General features: G+C 33.1%; 14 protein-coding genes. 11 read left to right on the forward strand and 3 right to left on the reverse strand.

The window, feature by feature from the left end; genetic code table 11:
• Nucleotides 1-91 precede the first annotated feature (91 nt).
• The 6 genes from QWY99_RS00810 (at nucleotide 92) to QWY99_RS00835 (ending at nucleotide 6351) form a co-directional block, all read left to right on the forward strand.
• Nucleotides 92-826, forward strand: a complete 735-nt coding sequence (locus tag QWY99_RS00810; RefSeq protein ID WP_290259853.1) for a type III pantothenate kinase — start codon at nucleotides 92-94, stop codon at nucleotides 824-826.
• Nucleotides 819-2072 carry a BamG family beta-barrel-assembly machinery protein gene (gene bamG, locus QWY99_RS00815; protein ID WP_290259856.1) on the forward strand — a complete coding sequence of 418 codons (1254 nt, stop codon included), beginning with the start codon at nucleotides 819-821 and terminating at the stop codon, nucleotides 2070-2072. Before QWY99_RS00810 ends, bamG begins: the two co-directional genes overlap by 8 nt.
• Nucleotides 2073-2119: 47 nt before the next feature.
• Nucleotides 2120-2674 carry an LPS export ABC transporter periplasmic protein LptC gene (gene lptC, locus QWY99_RS00820; RefSeq protein ID WP_290259857.1) on the forward strand — a complete coding sequence of 185 codons (555 nt, stop codon included), beginning with the start codon at nucleotides 2120-2122 and terminating at the stop codon, nucleotides 2672-2674.
• Nucleotides 2675-2686: 12 nt separating this feature from the next.
• Entirely contained in the window at nucleotides 2687-2878 is a 192-nt protein-coding gene (locus tag QWY99_RS00825; protein WP_290259860.1) for a hypothetical protein, read from the forward strand.
• Between the two features lie 5 nt (nucleotides 2879-2883).
• The gene (locus QWY99_RS00830) at nucleotides 2884-4143 is read left to right on the forward strand and encodes a hemolysin family protein (RefSeq protein ID WP_290259862.1); all 1260 of its coding nucleotides are present in this window, start codon (nucleotides 2884-2886) and stop codon (nucleotides 4141-4143) included.
• A gap of 108 nt (nucleotides 4144-4251) precedes the next feature.
• Nucleotides 4252-6351 (forward strand): peptidylprolyl isomerase, encoded by a 2100-nt coding sequence (locus tag QWY99_RS00835; RefSeq protein ID WP_290259865.1) that lies wholly within the window; start codon nucleotides 4252-4254, stop codon nucleotides 6349-6351.
• Between the two features lie 597 nt (nucleotides 6352-6948).
• Here QWY99_RS00835 and QWY99_RS00840 read toward each other — a convergent pair.
• Nucleotides 6949-7236 (reverse strand): hypothetical protein, encoded by a 288-nt coding sequence (locus QWY99_RS00840; RefSeq protein ID WP_290259866.1) that lies wholly within the window; start codon nucleotides 7234-7236, stop codon nucleotides 6949-6951.
• A 170-nt stretch (nucleotides 7237-7406) separates the two neighbouring features.
• Here QWY99_RS00840 and QWY99_RS00845 point away from each other — a divergent pair, with 170 nt between their 5' ends.
• Together QWY99_RS00845 and QWY99_RS00850 are read left to right on the forward strand one after the other, a co-directional pair.
• Nucleotides 7407-7790 (forward strand): helix-turn-helix domain-containing protein, encoded by a 384-nt coding sequence (locus QWY99_RS00845; protein WP_290259868.1) that lies wholly within the window; start codon nucleotides 7407-7409, stop codon nucleotides 7788-7790.
• Nucleotides 7791-7864: 74 nt separating this feature from the next.
• The gene (locus QWY99_RS00850) at nucleotides 7865-8260 is read left to right on the forward strand and encodes a helix-turn-helix domain-containing protein (RefSeq protein WP_290259870.1); all 396 of its coding nucleotides are present in this window, start codon (nucleotides 7865-7867) and stop codon (nucleotides 8258-8260) included.
• Nucleotides 8261-8327: 67 nt separating this feature from the next.
• On the opposite strand, the gene QWY99_RS00855 is transcribed toward QWY99_RS00850, so the two are convergent.
• Nucleotides 8328-9245, reverse strand: coding sequence for a GYDIA family GHMP kinase (locus QWY99_RS00855; protein ID WP_290259872.1), 918 nt, complete (start codon nucleotides 9243-9245; stop codon nucleotides 8328-8330).
• Nucleotides 9246-9336: 91 nt separating this feature from the next.
• Nucleotides 9337-10653, reverse strand: a complete 1317-nt coding sequence (locus QWY99_RS00860; protein WP_290259874.1) for a hydroxymethylglutaryl-CoA reductase, degradative — start codon at nucleotides 10651-10653, stop codon at nucleotides 9337-9339.
• A 181-nt stretch (nucleotides 10654-10834) separates the two neighbouring features.
• Here QWY99_RS00860 and QWY99_RS00865 point away from each other — a divergent pair, with 181 nt between their 5' ends.
• The 3 genes from QWY99_RS00865 (at nucleotide 10835) to QWY99_RS00875 (ending at nucleotide 16467) form a co-directional block, all read left to right on the forward strand.
• Nucleotides 10835-13003 carry a S9 family peptidase gene (locus tag QWY99_RS00865; protein WP_290259879.1) on the forward strand — a complete coding sequence of 723 codons (2169 nt, stop codon included), beginning with the start codon at nucleotides 10835-10837 and terminating at the stop codon, nucleotides 13001-13003.
• Between the two features lie 37 nt (nucleotides 13004-13040).
• Nucleotides 13041-14732: a peptide MFS transporter gene (locus QWY99_RS00870; RefSeq protein ID WP_290259881.1), complete on the forward strand. Its 1692-nt coding sequence runs from the start codon at nucleotides 13041-13043 to the stop codon at nucleotides 14730-14732.
• Between the two features lie 76 nt (nucleotides 14733-14808).
• Nucleotides 14809-16467, forward strand: coding sequence for a peptide MFS transporter (locus QWY99_RS00875; protein WP_290259882.1), 1659 nt, complete (start codon nucleotides 14809-14811; stop codon nucleotides 16465-16467).
• The last annotated feature ends 8 nt before the right edge of the window (nucleotides 16468-16475 follow it).

The following is a 16475-nucleotide window of genomic DNA, read 5'->3' on the forward strand; positions in this document are numbered from 1 at the left end:
CGCGGGTGCAAATATAGTATGTTTTTTAGTTTCTCCAAAACAATTTTAAAAAAAAATCAATTCGTATCTTCGCACCAATAAATAAGGAACTATGGTTTTAACAATCGATGTTGGAAATACTCGTATTAAAGGTGCTGTTTTTGAGAATAATAGTGTTTTAGAGTTTTTTGTTTTTGATAAGAATGAACTCGAAATTAAGATAAAAAAAATTTTAAAAAACTTTGATGAAATAACAGATTTGGTTGTTGCATCAGTCGGAAATGTAGAAAAAGAGTTGTTTTTGAGTTTTAATAACGATGTAAATGTTTGCTTTTTGACCAACGAAGATCGGTTTCCGTTTAATAATAGATATGCTACTCCAAAAACGTTAGGCATTGATCGGATGGTACTTGCTAGTGGAGCCACCTTGCAATATCCGAATCAAAATAGATTGATTATTGACGCTGGAACTTGTATTACATATGATTTTGTCGACGAAAATGATAATTATTTAGGCGGGGCCATATCGCCAGGATTACGTTTAAGATATGAAGCACTACATAATTATACAGCAAAACTACCGTTGTTAACTTTTGAAGAGCCTCAAGATTATATTGGTAATTCGACTCCAGAATCAATGCATTCAGGGGTTGTCAACGGATTCGTTTATGAAATAGATGGGTTTATCGATCAATACAAAGCAGACTACTTAAATTTTATCATAATTTTAACGGGTGGTGATGCACTTTTTTTGGCTAAACGATTAAAAAATACCATATTTGCCAATTCAAATTTCTTATTAGAAAGTTTGAACCAAACATTTCAATATAAAATCAACAATGATTAAAAAAATTATAATAAGCGCTTGCTTACTTTTATCATTCGTGTCTTTTGCTCAGCAGGGAACGTCTTCTCCTTATTCTTTTTACGGAATTGGTGATGTAAGGTTTAAAGGAACTATCGAAAACCGTTCGATGTCAGGCATTGCAATAGAGCAAGATAGTATTCATATTAATGTTGAGAATCCTGCTAGTTATGCAAATTTAAAGTATACAACTTTTTCAGTAGGTGGTAATTTTAATTCAGCTACATTAAAAACAGATAAAGAATCGGCAAAAGCACAAAGAACAACTTTAGATTATATTGCTGTAGGTTTGCCTTTAGGGGATAAGTTTGGAGTAGGTTTTGGATTGGTTCCATATTCATCTGTAGGATATCAAATTGAATCTCTTTCAGTAAATACTGGAGGTAATAATAAAAGATTTGAAGGTTCAGGTGGATTGAATAGGGTTTATTTAGGAGCTGCATATAAGATTAAGCCTAATTTTAGTATAGGAGTTGATGTTCAATACGATTTTGGTAAGGTTGAAACAGCTGGTTTTGACTTTATTCCAGATGTGCCAGTAGGGACAAGAGAATTAAATAAGACTTATTTATCAGGGCTTAATTTCAATTTTGGAGCAATGTACCAGTACAAGATAAATAAGAAATTGTCTTTCTTTAGTAGTGGAACATTTACGCTTCAAAGTAAAATGAATTCTGAAAACTCAAGAGATATATCTACTGGGATGCTAGGTACAGGGCTTTATTTCACTGTTGTAGATCCTGGTGTAGAAGTGAAGGAAACGATTGATGTAGATAGACCTTTTAAGCTTGCTTTAAGTGCGGGTGTAGGAGAAGCTAGAAAATGGTTAATTGGAGGAAAAATTTCATTTCAAAATTCAGTTAATCAGTCAATTATATATAATACTGCTCCAAATGTAGGATATGGTAAAGCTGCAAGTGCAAGTATTGGGGGGTATTATATTCCAAATTATAGTTCTTTTTCAGGTTATTTTAATAGAGTAACTTATAGAGCTGGTATTAAATATGAAAAAACGGCTTTGATAATTAATTCAGAGCGTATAAATGATATTGGTCTTTCACTTGGTGCTGGACTTCCAATTCCGGGCGGGCTCTCTAATGTTAATTTAGGAGTAGAGTTTGGAAAAAGAGGAACGACATCGGCTGGTTTAATTCAAGAGAATTATGTGAATTTCAGTGTAGGTTTCTCATTAAACGATAAATGGTTCGTGAAAAGCAAGTTTAATTAATTCCAGATTGTAAACTCTGTTGTAGAGTTTAATACCTTATTAAACGAATGAATTTACCGAGAAAATATAGTGTGATTACTGGGATCGTGATTTTTGTTGCGATGTTCTTTCTAGGATGTGAGAGCAACTTTAAGGAGGTGCAAAGAAGTAATCTTACAGAGTTCGTTCCTGCTAGTGATGTTGATAATGCTAATATAAAGTATACGGATTCTGGTCTTATTACTGGAATTTTGATAAGTCCAAAGATGTTGGATTATTCTAATGTTAGTTTTCCTTTTACCGATTTCCCAAAAGGCATAGATGTAACCTTGTATGATAAAAAGCGTAAGCGTACTTTCGTATTAGCTAATTACGCTATATCTTATAAGCAAACTTCTATTATTGACTTGCAAGGAAATGTGAGAATTACTACAGAAGATGGGCAGAAGTTGGAGACAGAACAATTGTATTTTGATCAGAAAAACGAATGGTTTTATACCGAAAGAAAGTTTAAGTTGACAGATGCAAAAGGGGTTTCTTATGGACAGGGACTTGACTTTAGTAAAGATTTTAAAATAATAAACTCTCAGCGAATAACAGGAGAGATAGAAACAAAAGATTAAAAAATAATAATTATGGGTTACTTAAAATATACACAATACGCTTATCTGATAGTTGCAATACTTTTTCTTTATGAAGCAGTTATGAAAATCAGTGCAGGCGAAGCAACTCCTTGGTTGAGCTTTTTGATTGCAGGAGTGGGGATTTTTATGTTTTTCTTTAGGAGAAAATTTGCAAAGAAAATGGAAAATCAAAATAAAAAATAACATAAATGGAGATTAGTATTATAATACTATGTTTAATACTATCGGCCTTTTTTTCGGGTATGGAAATTGCGTTCATATCTTCGAATAAGATTTATCTAGAGATCGAGAAGAAACAAGAAAACTTCTTGTCTAAAATCCTTACTAAGCTTACCGAAAAACCCTCAAAATTTATTGCAGCTATGCTTATTGGAAACAATATAGCTATAGTTGTTTATAGTTTTTTTATGGGAGATTTACTCTTAGATGCCCTTGTTAAATCTGGATATCATTTTTCGGATGTGGCTAGTTTGTTAATCCAAACCTTGATTTCTACTTTCTTTATTTTAATAACTGCAGAGTTTTTTCCGAAGGTGTTTTTTCAGATTTATGCAAATTCTTTAATTAAGTTTTTTGCAATTCCAGCGTATTTTTTCTATTGGCTGTTTTATTATATTTCTACTTTTTTTATCTGGATTTCTGATTTTATTTTACGAAAGTTTTTTAAGACAGAAGGAGATCAAGTGCAGTTTTTCTTTAGTAAGGCAGAGCTTGGAGATTATATTTCTGAGCAAATGAGTACTGTAGAAGACGATGAAGAAGTTGATTCGGAGATACAAATATTTCAGAACGCTTTAGAGTTTTCAGGGGTAAAAGCAAGGGATATAATGACGCCTAGAACTGAAATCGATGCTGTGGAGCTTTTTGATTCTGTAGAGGAGCTTAGGGCTTTGTTTGTAGAAACAGGTTACTCTAAGATTCTAGTTTATCAAAACTCATTAGATGATATTTTAGGATATGTTCATTCGTTTGATTTGTTTAAAAAACCAGATACGATAAAATCGGTATTGATTCCTGTAGAGTTTGTTCCAGAAACAGTTTATATAAAAGATGTTTTGAACTTGCTTACCAAAAAACGAAAAAGTGTCGTGGTCGTTTTAGACGAATACGGAGGGACTTCTGGAATGATAACTGTTGAGGATATTGTCGAAGAATTGTTTGGTGAGATAGAAGATGAGCATGATTCGGATGAAGAATTAGTAGAAAAAGTGTTGGGAGAAGGAAAATATATTTTTTCAACTCGATTTGATGTTGAGTATTTAAATGAGACTTACAAATTAGATATACCAGAAAGTGACTCATATGGAACTTTAGGCGGTTTTATTGTAGATCACACCAAAGAAATCCCTCAAGTAGGAGAAGAAATTGCTATTGGAAACTATCATTTTGTGATAGAAGAAGCGACAAATAAGAAAATAGAATTAGTAAAATTGAGTATAAAAGAGTGATTTTTTTTAGAAAAATGAAAATTCTTAGAAAATAAATTGCTACTAGTATTATTATTAGCTAGATAATTGTATTTTCGCAAACTGAATATAAAATTAACAACAATAAAAATGGCAGTTTTAGCAAAAATTAGACAACGTTCCGCTTTATTGATAGGCGCTATTGCACTTGCATTATTTGCATTTATCATTCAAGATCTTTTCAGTAGTGGAAATTTTGGTGAGAGTTCAAAAGACGTAGGAAGCATCAATGGGAAAGATATTTCATTTGAAGATTTTAGAATCAAAGTTAGCAATGTTGAAAAAGGTGGACAAGGAATAACTTCCACTGAAGCTGCAAACAGAGTATGGGACCAAGAGGTTTCTATTGCTTTGTTATCATCAGAGTTTGATAAATTAGGATTAAGAGTTGGTGAAAAACATTTACTTGAAGTTTTAAAAGCTGATCAAAATATCGGAAGAAACCCAATGTTCTTAAATGCAGCTGGTGTTTTTGACGTAGCAAAATTTAAAGAATATTTTAAAGCAAATCCTGAGCAAGCTCAATATCTAAAAGATAGAGAGAATGACGCAGATTTGAATGCAAAATATCAAATTTACAATACCTTGATTAAAGCAGGTCTTTATACAACTGTTGCTGAAGGTAAATTGGAATATGAAATGGAAGCTAACAAAGTAAACTTTGCTTTTGTAGGTGGTTTATATTCTTCTATCAAGGATAGTGATGTAAAAGTAACTGATTCTGAAATCGTTGATTTCATGAAAAAAGACGAAAAGAAATTTAAAGCTGATGAAACTCGCGAGGTTCAATACGTTTTAATTGAAGATAAAGCTTCGAAAGAAGATGAGGCTGAAATTAAAGCTAAAGTAGCTGCTCTATTATCAGGAAGTGTTGTTTACAACCAAAAAACGGGTAAAAACGATACTTTGCCAGGATTCAGATCTGCTAAGAATGTTGCTGATTTTGTAAATTCAAATTCAGATGTACCTTACGATTCAACTTATGTAGCTAAGAAAGATTTGCCAGCTGTTGATGCTGATAAATTATTTAGCCTAGCTCCAGGTGAAATTTACGGACCATATATTTTTGGAGACTACTACTGTATTTCTAAATCTTTAGGATCAAAATCAGGAGTAAATGCAAAAGCAAGTCATATCTTAATTAGCTATGAAGGAACACAAGTTCCAAACCAAAAAGAAAGAAGAACTAAAGAACAAGCTAAAGCTAAAGCAGAAGAAATTTTGGCTCAAGTAAATGCTAATCCAGATAGTTTCTTAATGTTAGCTTTTACAGCTTCAGATGATTCATCTGCACAACAAGGTGGAGATTTAGGATACTTTGGACAAAACCAAATGGTAAAACCATTTAATGATTTTGTTTTCAATAATCCAATTGGAAAAGTAGGATTGGTAGAAACTCCATTCGGTTTTCATATTATCAAAATTACAGACAAACAAGACGGTATTCGTTTAGCTACAATAGCTCAAAAAATAGAAGCTTCAGAAGCAACTTCTGATAGAGTATTTACTCAAGCTACTAAGTTTGAAATGGAAGCAGCTGATAAAGATTTTAATAAACTTGCTGCTGAAATGAAATTAACAGTTTCTCCTGCAGTAACAGTTAAAGCAATGGATGAAAACTTTGGTCCATTAGGAAAACAAAGAACTATCGTAAGATGGGCTTTTGAAAAAGGTACAAACAAAGGAGATGTTAAACGTTTTGAGGTAGCTAATGTTGGTCACGTAATTGCACAACTTAAGAGCATTAACAAAACAGGATTAGTATCTGTAGATGTTGCAAGACCTTATGTTGAGCCAATTCTTAAAAACAAGAAAAAAGCTGAAATGCTTAAAGCTAAAATGAATGGTACAACTATCGAGGCAATTGCTAAAAGCGCTGGTGTAGCTGTACAACAAGCAACAGATGTTACTATGGTTAACCCAACTTTACCAGGTGGTGTTGGACAAGAGCCTAAAGTTGTTGGAAATGCATTTGCTTTAGCAACTGGAAAACTTTCTGCACCAATTGAAGGAAACACTGGAGTTTATGTTGTTAAAAACATAAGTACTGTAAAAGCACCAGCTTTGAAAAACCATGCTCCTTATGTTGAGAGAGTAAAAGCTCAAAGTGCACAGGATGTAAACAGAATACTTCCTACATTAAAAGACAATGCTAAGATCGTTGATAATAGAGCTCACTTTAGCTACTAGTTTATCAAGATTTAGATAAAACATAAATTTAGAAAATCCCGAAGTATTTATATTTCGGGATTTTTTTTTGTTCAATTGTTGCCCCAGTCTTGTTTTTTTGAGGAACGTGGAATCTCCTTATGTAATAACACAACGTAATTTTAGATTGTCGAGCTACTAGCGAAGTCTCTTCGTTCCTCAGAGTGATAAGTTTGTGATTGTTTGATGTATAAAATAAGTGCTGTTAAGAAACTAACACAAAGCTTTTTTTATACTCTATCCTTACCCTAGTCTTGTCTTTCTGAGGAACGAAGAGTCTCCGTAACTAATAACACAACGTGTCTTTAGATTGTCGAGCTACAAATGAAGTCTCTTCGTTCCTCAGAGTGACAAGTTTGTGTTTGTTTGATGTGTAAAATAAGTGCTGTTAAGAAACTAACACAAAGTGTTTTTTATGCTCTATCCTTACCCAGTGTTGTCTTTTTGAGGAACGAGGAATCTCCGCAAGAAACTAACGCAAAGTGTTTTAGATTATCGAGCTACAAGCGAAGTCTCTTCGTTCCTCAGAGTGACAAGTTTGCGGTTGTTTGATGCGTAAAATAGTAGGCTCTAAAAGCGCTATTCAATTTCGATGATTTCTGTGCAGGCTCTTTGAATTTGTTGGTCTGTGAATTGTTCTAATGCATTTGCTAACATCTTACTTGTTTTGATACAGCCTATCATTTTAGTTCGCATATCGAGGTCATCACCAATTTCTGTTTTGAGGATATCTTCAAATATTTCAGATAAATAATCGGGCTGGTCTCTATATTCTCCTTCTAAACAAAGAGCTGAAAGGAATTTGGCTGTAGCCAACATTACATTGGTCTGGTGTTGTGAATCATGATTTTCTTCTTGTGTTTTCATAATTTTGGTTTTTTATAGTTATTTGTGCGAAAAATTGTATTTTTGTTTAACATGTCGCAATTAAACAATAGATTACGTTATACCGAAAGATTTGAATTTGTAAAACACAAATACAAGCTTGTGTTTCACAACGGACGTAATTTCTCAAAATTTTTAAATATCTTTGAACTATGAACACAGCAACAAAGCCAAAACATATTGGAAGAAACATAAGCCGAATTAGAGAGCTTAGAGGGATGAAACAAGAAGCGCTTGCAATTGCAATTGGCACAACGCAACAATCTGTTTCAAATATTGAAGCAAGCGAGGTTGTAGATGATGAAAAACTACAAGCAATTGCTGAAGCATTGGGTGTATCTGCGGAAGCAATTAAAAACTATAGTGATGAAACTGTATTGAATGTTATTTCTAGTCACGATAGCTCAACAATCAATACAATCAACATTCAACCTAATTTTAATGCGCTTGATAAAGTAGTGGAACTTTACGAACGCTTGGTTTTGGCTGAAAAGGAAAAAGTTGAATATTTGGAAAAACTATTAAAAGGGAAGTGATTTTTTTTTGATTGAATTGAAGCTTGTTAATTACAAGGGTCGTCATTTCTCAAAATAAATAAATATTTTTAACTATGAATACAGCAACAAAGCCAAAACATATTGGAAGAAACATAAGCCGAATTAGAGAGCTTAGAGGAATGAAGCAAGAAGCGCTTGCAATTGCAATTGGTACAACGCAACAATCTGTTTCTAATATTGAAGCAAGCGAGGTTGTAGATGATGAAAAACTACAAACAATTGCTGAAGCTTTAGGTGTTTCTGCAGAAGCAATTAAAAACTACAGTGATGAAGCTGTGTTGAACGTTGTTAATAATAATTTTACTAGTCATGATAACTCAATTGTCAATACAATCAATACTCAGTCTAATTTTAACCCGCTTGATAAAGTAGTGGAACTTTACGAACGCTTGGTTTTGGCTGAAAAAGATAAAGTAGAATACTTGGAAAAACTTTTAAAAGGGAAGTAACCAAGAAAAGGAACACAAAAGACTATCATGAAAATGATAGTCTTTTGTTTTATAGTAACTTTTTTGATTAAGCCAAAATCATTTCGTTGTAAGGAATTATTGTTTTGTATCCTTTGGCTGTGAAATATTCGGTTGGATTGTCTTTTGATACTACCATTACAAAATCGCCTCCCCATGCACCAAGACTTTTAATTACGCCTTCAAAATCTGGAAAGAGTCTTTCTTTGATGGTTTGCATTTCTAGGATGTTGCTCATTTCGGCTTCGTGAATTGCTAATGCTTTGGCAAATTCTTTTCCTGTTTTGGCTTGTAAAACGGTTTGTGTTATTTTATCGTTATTAGCAATTATCTTCGAGAGATGACTGTTTTTGTTGTTGTAATATGCGCTTATTGCGGCTTTACTGCTTTGTTTTTTGTTTAAGTATACAAAGTGTAGGTTTTGGTTGAATTCGGGTTTAAAGTCTATTGTTTCTACAATTGGTAAATCTTGTTGTAGATGATACAATATAGGAGTGTTATTTTGAGCACAAGCAATATCGTAACCACTACCTCCAAAACTGTTTTTAAGAAGTATAAAAGCATCAACTTTTGCCCATTGAGCTATATTGTTTAATAAAGTTGATGATGTGCCTAAGCCCCAATTTTTAGGAAATGTAAGTTGTGTACTTACTAGATATCCTTCGGATTGGGATATAAATGCGGGATTTAATAAGTAAGCTTCGTGAAGAATATTTATTAATGTAGTTTTTACTGTTTCGGTTTCGGGTTCAGGATTGTCTATTATTTCGGTAAAAGTTATTGTGTCTTCAAACCAAACGCTAGTATCGGCATCATAACTTTTCCATTGTATTTCTTGGTTTTCTCCTTTGGAAACAACTAAGTTTTGTCCAAATTTTGTTGGTAATGCAAATGCTTTTGCGCCATCTAATACTAAATATTCTCCGGTTATTAAAAGTTTTCCGTTACTGTAAAAAGTTGTTTTCATGCATTTATTTTTAGCCCCGATGGAAGCGACATCCTTTGTGTTTTTTCTTTAAAAACATAAAGATATAGCGTACAGCGGGAATAGCTTCGTATTATTTTCTTAAGTTTTCGATAAATTCAACTACTGCACTATGCGATATTGTGTTGTTCTTAAAATGATTTTTGATTAAATGACGTTCGTCGTCGTTGGCGGCAAATTGATTAATGATGTTGTTGATGTGCATTTTCATGTGTCCTTCTTGGATTCCTGTTGTTGTTAAAGAACGCAATGCAGCAAAGTTTTGAGCTAAACCAGCAACAGCAACAATTTGCATTAACTCTCGAGCAGATGGATTCTCTAACATTTGTAGAGAAAATTTCACCAATGGATGTAAAGATGTTAGTCCGCCAACGGTTCCTAATGCAAGGGGCATATCTAACCAGAAAGTGAAAATTCCGTTTTCTATTTTGGCATGAGATAAACTTGAATATTGACCGTTTCTAGCAGCATAGGCATGAACTCCTGCTTCGACAGCACGGAAATCATTTCCTGTGGCAAGTATTACAGCATCGGATCCGTTCATGATTCCTTTGTTGTGTGTTACTGCACGAAATGGCTCTACTTCGGCAATTTGAACTGCTTGTACAAAGCGTTCGGCAAACTCTTGTGGATTTGGAATGTGTTTTTCGGCTAATTCATTTACTGGGCATGAAACTTCGGCTCTTACAACGCAGTTTGGTACATAGTTGGAGAGTATACTCATGATGACTTTTACTTCATCATTTGTATCTGTGAATAATTCGTATTCCTGAGAAGCTTCTTTTAATGTTTTTGCAAATTGTTCTAAACAAGAATTTATGAAATTTGCCCCCATGCTGTCTTTGGTTTCAAAGGTGGCATGCAGCTGAAAGTAATTTGGTATTAAATCGGTTTTGTCTTTTAGTACAATATCTAGAATTCCGCCACCACGCTGTTGCATGTTTTTGGTAATGCTTTCGGTATCGCTAAAGAATTTGCTTTTAGTTTGTGCGAAAAATAAGTTAAGTTTTGAAACGTCACCTGTAAAGGTAAAATGAACTTGACCTATTTTTTCGGTATTGATAACTGTTGCTTTAAAACCACCACGAGTAGACCAAAATTTAGCTGCTTTTGAAGCGGCTGCAACAACCGAACTCTCTTCGATTGCCATTGGTATCGTGGTATATTTGTCGTTTATGAGGAAGTTTGGAGCTACTCCAAGCGGAATATAAAAATTGGTTATTGTGTTTTCAATGAATTCATCATGTAATTTCTGTAGTTTTTCATCGGTATTCCAATAGCTTTTAAGTAAAAAAACTGCTTTATCTGGTGTCGAAAAGTATTTATTTGCAATCCAGTTTATTTTTTCTTCTTTGGATAATTTAGAAAATCCAGCAACGGCGTTGTTCATTCTCAATTGATTAAATGGTACTATAGTTGCAAAGATACCATTTTAAGGGTTTTGTTTGTAATGTAATTCTATGCTTTAGTTAATATGAAAAACCAATTTCTTAACATTTAACACTTGGAATGTATATTATGTGTATTTTTTTCACTAAAATTGGGCTCTTTTTTATATTTAAATCATTTCTATGAATACAAACAGACTTACCGTATTATTTTTATTTATTTGTTTTACTGTTTTTGGTCAACAAAAAATCACTGTAGATGACGTTTTTAGTGGAGTTTTTCGAACTAAGGAAATGTTTAGACTGCAATCTCTACAAAATGCAAATCAGTACACTGTTCTTAATTTTGATAAGGCGAGTAGAAGTATGCAAATAGATTTGTACGATTATGCTACGTTAAAAAAAGTGACAACTCTAATTGATACTAAAAATCATAAAGAGTTACCAATGATTAATAGTTATGCTTTTGATGCGGCTGAAAAAAATATTTTGATAGCTTGTAATTCTGCCAAAATTTTCCGCCATTCATTTACAGCAGATTATTATTTATATAATGTAGATACAAAAGAGTTAACTAAGCTGTTTGATTTTAAGGTTCAAGAGCCAACTTTTTCACCTGATGGTAAAAAAATAGCTTATGCAAAAGAGAATAATTTGTTTGTTTATGATTTAGCTTCTAAAAAATCGACTCAGATTACAACTGATGGAAAGAAAAATTCGATTATCAACGGTATTACTGACTGGGTTTATGAAGAAGAATTTGCTTTTGTTCGTGCTTTTGATTGGAGTAAGGACAGTAAGAAAGTAGCTTACATTCGTTTTGACGAAAGTATGGTTCCAGAATTCTCTATGTCTATGTATAAAACAGATTTATATCCTAGTGTTGAGACTTTTAAATATCCTAAAGCTGGAGAAAAAAATGCACTAGTTTCATTACATATATATGATGCCACAGCAAATGCTACTAAAGAAGTTAAGCTAGGTAATTATAACGATTTTTATATTGCAAGATTACAGTGGACTAATGATAATAATACTTTGTCTGCGCAGGTATTAAACCGTCACCAAAATAATTTAGATTTATTGTTTGTGGATGGTACTACAGGAACTTCAAAAGTGGTTCTTAATGAAAAAGATAAAGCTTATGTTGATGTTACTGATAACTTAACGTTCTTAAAAGATAATAGTTTTATCTGGACAAGCGAAAAAGATGGTTTTAATCATATCTATTTATATGATAAAGCAGGGAAACTTAAAAATCAAGTTACTAAAGGAAACTGGGAAGTAACTTCTTATTACGGATTTGACGAAAAAACGAAAACTGTTTTTTATCAGTCTACAGAAAATGGGTCAATCAATCGTGATATTTACCGAATTGCACTTGACGGAAAAAATAAAGTACGTTTGTCTAAAAACGTAGGTACTAGTAAGGCAACTTTTAGCCCGAATTTTCAATATTACATCAATACATTCTCAAGCGCTACGCAACCTACAACTTTTACGCTTAACGACGCTAAGGCTGGAAAGGAGCTACAAGTAATAGAAAATAATGAAGCTCTTGCGTCTAGTCTTAAAGCATATAATCTGGCTACTAAAGAATTTTTTGTTTTAAAAACGGCTAAAGGGAATGAATTAAATGCGTGGATCTTAAAACCAAAAGATTTTGATCCTGCAAAAAAATACCCTGTTTTTATGTTTCAATACTCAGGACCAGGTTCTCAGCAAGTTGCAAATCAATGGAACAACTCAAATGATTATTGGTTCGAAATGTTAACGCAACAAGGATATATCGTTGCTTGTGTTGACGGTAGAGGAACTGGATTTAAAGGTGCTGATTTTAAGAAAGTAACACAATTGCAATTAGGGAAATACGAAGTAGAAGATCAAATTGATGCTGCTAAAGTTATTGGTAATTATCCTTATGTTGATGCTTCGAGAATTGGAATTTTTGGATGGAGTTATGGTGGATTCATGGCTTCGAACTGCGTTTTTCAAGGAAACGATGTTTTCAAAATGGCAATAGCGGTTGCGCCTGTTACAAACTGGAGATTTTATGATTCGGTTTACACAGAAAGATACATGCAAACTCCTCAAGAGAATGCAAGTGGTTATGATAATAACTCTCCTATTAATCATGTTGATAAATTAAAAGGGAAATTCCTTTTGATTCACGGATCTGCTGATGATAATGTGCATGTGCAAAATACAATGCAAATGATGGAGGCTTTAATACAAGCTAATAAACAATTTGATTCGCAAATTTATCCAGATAAAGATCATGGTATTTATGGCGGAAAAACAAGAGTGCAGCTTTATACTAAAATGACTAACTTTATCAAGGAAAATCTTTAATTAAAATCTAATTAACCTAAATATAATAATAAACAACATGAAAGAAACAGAAGTAAAAACTGCGCATCCAAAAGGACTTTGGGTTTTGTTTGGAACAGAAATGTGGGAGCGGTTTAATTTTTACGGAATGCGAGCAATTCTTACCTTATTCCTGGTAAACTCATTATTAATGAAAGAATCAGATGCTGCATTAATTTATGGTGGCTTCTTGGGACTTTGTTATTTAACACCAATGTTAGGTGGATTTATTGCCGATCGTTTCTTTGGTAACAGAAATTGTATTTTATTAGGTGGACTTATGATGGCCATTGGTCAGCTTTTCTTGTTCTTTAGTGCTAGTATTTTTGGTTCTAATATGAGTTTGGCAAATATCTTAATGTGGTCTGCATTAGGAATTATCATTTTTGGAAATGGATTCTTTAAACCAAACATTTCGAGTATGGTTGGGAGTTTGTATCCAAAACAAGAAAAAACAAAATTAGATACTGCTTTTACGATTTTCTATATGGGAATCAACTTAGGTGCTTTCTTAGGGCAAACAATTTGTCCTTATTTAGGTGACGAAGTAGTAAGTGGTGTTCAGAATATACACGCTTTTAAATGGGGATTCTTAGCAGCATCGATTGCAATGTTAATCGGTACTGGTGTTTTCTTTGTATTGAAAAATAAATATGTGGTTACTCCTGAGGGAAAACCATTAGGAGGTTTGCCTTCTAAAAATGACGTTACAGATTATGAAGAAGGAGAAGCTCAAAAAGCAGTTTTCTCTACAAAAGCTTTAGTTGGTGCAGTAGTTGCTTTCGTGATTTTGTTTTTTGCTTTCCGTTACCTTTTAGATGGTGATAACTTCATTAAAACATTAATTTACCCAATTATTTATGCTAGTGGATTAACATTGGCTGGATTGATTATTTCTGATAGTTCATTAACTAAAATTGAAAGAGATAGAATTTTTGTTATCTATATTGTAGCATTCTTTATTATATTTTTCTGGGCAGCCTTTGAGCAAGCAGGATCTTCATTGACATTTATTGCAGCAAATCAAACAGATAGAACGTTTATGTTCGGATGGCAGATGCCAGCTTCAATGGTTCAGGTGTTTAATGGTATTTTCGTTTTCGCTTTTGCTTTGCCTTTTAGTATTTTATGGGACAAATTAAGAGAAAATGGTAAAGAGCCAATTTCTCCTATGAAACAAGCAATTGGTTTAGCATTAATCGCATTGAGTTATTTTATCATTGCTTACAATGTGAAAGATCTTGGTAACACTGGTCTTTTAGCGATCAAATGGTTAATCCTTTTATATTTAATTCAAACTTTTGCTGAGTTGTGTTTATCACCAATCGGATTATCATTGGTGGGTAAATTATCACCAAAACGTTTTTCATCATTACTTTTCGGAGTATTCTTCTTGTCTAATGCAGCAGGATACGCTTTATCAGGAACTTTGGGATCTATCATGCCTGCAACAGGTGAGAAGTTTGTAAAAGCTAAAGATTTGGGAATCGAGTTGCAACCTATTTTAGATAAAACTGTTGTTGCAACTCCTGAACAATTACAGATCTTAGAAGCAAATCAAATTAGTGCAACAAATCCAGTTTTTGCTGGTTTTGAAATTCATAATCTTTTTGAGTTTTTCATGGTTTTCGTAATCTTAACAGGAATCGCCGCAGTAATCTTATTTGCATTGACTCCTTTATTAAAGAAAATGATGCACGGTATTCGTTAATTAATAAAACCCTAATAGCTATTACCTATCCGATTTATTTGGGTAGGTAATTTTTTAATTTTGAACCTATTTTATTATGTGGAAAAATCACCCAAAAGCTTTACCTTTTTTATTTTTATCTGAAATGTGGGAACGTTTCGGTTATTATTTAATGATTGGAATTTTTACTTTATATCTAAAAGATGTAGAGGCAGGGTTTGCAATGACCGAGAAAGAAGCTTCTGATTTGTACGGAACTTTTATTGCACTTGTTTTTTTAACACCTTTTATTGGTGGTTTGATTGCAGATAGATATTTGGGTTATAAAAACTCAATTATCCTTGGTGGATTGATGATGGGTGTTGGTTATTTTATGATGGGAATTCATAGTTTAACAATGTTATATGTGGCGATGACGCTGGTTATTATTGGTAACGGTTTTTTTAAACCAAATATTTCTACGCTTCTTGGAAACTTCTATGATGAAGAGAAATACAAGGATAAGAAAGATGAAGGATACAATATTTTCTATATGGGAATTAACGTTGGTGCTTTCATTTGTAATTTCTTTGGAGCAGCTTTACAAATACTTCTAGGATGGCATTATGCTTTTATGGCGGCAGGATTAGGAATGTTTATTGGTGTGATTGTTTTTATGTTAGGTACTAAACATTATGGTAACAAAACAGAGAAAAAAGGAATTCAAGAAGGGGATATGCCATTTTCAAAAATTGTATTGTACATCCTTGTTCCTTCTATCGTATTTGGTGTTATAGGTTGGATGCTAAAAGGGGTACAGTCTGATCTGAATTTAGATAGCTCAATTTTTGGCTCAGATAGTACAGATGCCTTTATTTTTGCTTGTATTCCTGTAATCTATTTTTATGGAAGTTTGTATTTTAAAGCCAAAGCAGAAGATAAACGTCAAATAGGAGCGTTACTTTCTATTTTTGCTGTGGTAATTTTATTTTGGGCCGTTTTTAAATTAAATGGATCTGCACTGACTACTTGGGCAGACCGTTACACGGATAGAGAAATTACTGGAACGACACAAACTGTTTTCAATAAATTGAAATTGGCAAAAGAGGTTAAGTACGCAAAAGACTCAACCGAATTATACGATGCTAGTTTTAGACTTCAAAAAGAAAATGGGGAAGTTGTAAAAACGGTAGATCATCCTGTCTATTTCAGAAACGTAGCCGAGGATAAAAAACCAACTGAAGGATCAACTGTCTCTATTTGGGCGACCAATTTAAGTCAGTCAATAAATCCTGGTTGGGTAATTATTTTGACTCCTTTGGTGGTTGCATTTTTTACTTTTCTTCGTAGCAGAAAAAAAGAACCAAGTACGCCAACAAAAATTGCATTTGGATTATTGATTTCGGCATTATCTGTTTTGGTAATGATTGCAGCTGTTCATATAGGTGGCAATGGGGCCGAAAAAGTATCTGTTTGGTGGTTGGTTGCTAATTATGGAATTATTACAATAGGAGAACTATTTTTGAGTCCTATGGGATTGTCAATTGTATCCAAGCTATCTCCCAAAAATATTACCGCTTTAATGATGGGTGGTTGGTTCTTATCAACATCAATTGGAAATAAGTTAAGTGGCGTTTTGGCTAGTATGTGGGATCAATATGATAACAAAATGAATTTTTTCTGGGTGAACTTTGCTTTATTAATGTTTGCTACAATATTAATGTTCGCTTTGGTGAAAAATTTAAATAAAGTGATGAAAGATCACGGGATTAATTAATTATTACA

The organism is Flavobacterium branchiarum, from assembly GCF_030409845.1.
GTDB lineage: Bacteria > Bacteroidota > Bacteroidia > Flavobacteriales > Flavobacteriaceae > Flavobacterium > Flavobacterium branchiarum.

Coding starts and splice junctions, on each gene's coding strand:
- QWY99_RS00850 (WP_290259870.1), top strand. CDS start 7,865: ATGAATACAGCAACAAAGCCAAAACATATTGGAAGAAACATAAGCCGA.
- QWY99_RS00835 (WP_290259865.1), top strand. CDS start 4,252: ATGGCAGTTTTAGCAAAAATTAGACAACGTTCCGCTTTATTGATAGGC.
- QWY99_RS00865 (WP_290259879.1), top strand. CDS start 10,835: ATGAATACAAACAGACTTACCGTATTATTTTTATTTATTTGTTTTACT.
- bamG (WP_290259856.1), top strand. CDS start 819: ATGATTAAAAAAATTATAATAAGCGCTTGCTTACTTTTATCATTCGTG.
- QWY99_RS00875 (WP_290259882.1), top strand. CDS start 14,809: ATGTGGAAAAATCACCCAAAAGCTTTACCTTTTTTATTTTTATCTGAA.
- QWY99_RS00840 (WP_290259866.1), bottom strand. CDS start 7,236: ATGAAAACACAAGAAGAAAATCATGATTCACAACACCAGACCAATGTA.
- QWY99_RS00855 (WP_290259872.1), bottom strand. CDS start 9,245: ATGAAAACAACTTTTTACAGTAACGGAAAACTTTTAATAACCGGAGAA.
- QWY99_RS00860 (WP_290259874.1), bottom strand. CDS start 10,653: ATGAACAACGCCGTTGCTGGATTTTCTAAATTATCCAAAGAAGAAAAA.
- QWY99_RS00870 (WP_290259881.1), top strand. CDS start 13,041: ATGAAAGAAACAGAAGTAAAAACTGCGCATCCAAAAGGACTTTGGGTT.
- QWY99_RS00830 (WP_290259862.1), top strand. CDS start 2,884: ATGGAGATTAGTATTATAATACTATGTTTAATACTATCGGCCTTTTTT.
- QWY99_RS00825 (WP_290259860.1), top strand. CDS start 2,687: ATGGGTTACTTAAAATATACACAATACGCTTATCTGATAGTTGCAATA.
- QWY99_RS00810 (WP_290259853.1), top strand. CDS start 92: ATGGTTTTAACAATCGATGTTGGAAATACTCGTATTAAAGGTGCTGTT.
- lptC (WP_290259857.1), top strand. CDS start 2,120: ATGAATTTACCGAGAAAATATAGTGTGATTACTGGGATCGTGATTTTT.
- QWY99_RS00845 (WP_290259868.1), top strand. CDS start 7,407: ATGAACACAGCAACAAAGCCAAAACATATTGGAAGAAACATAAGCCGA.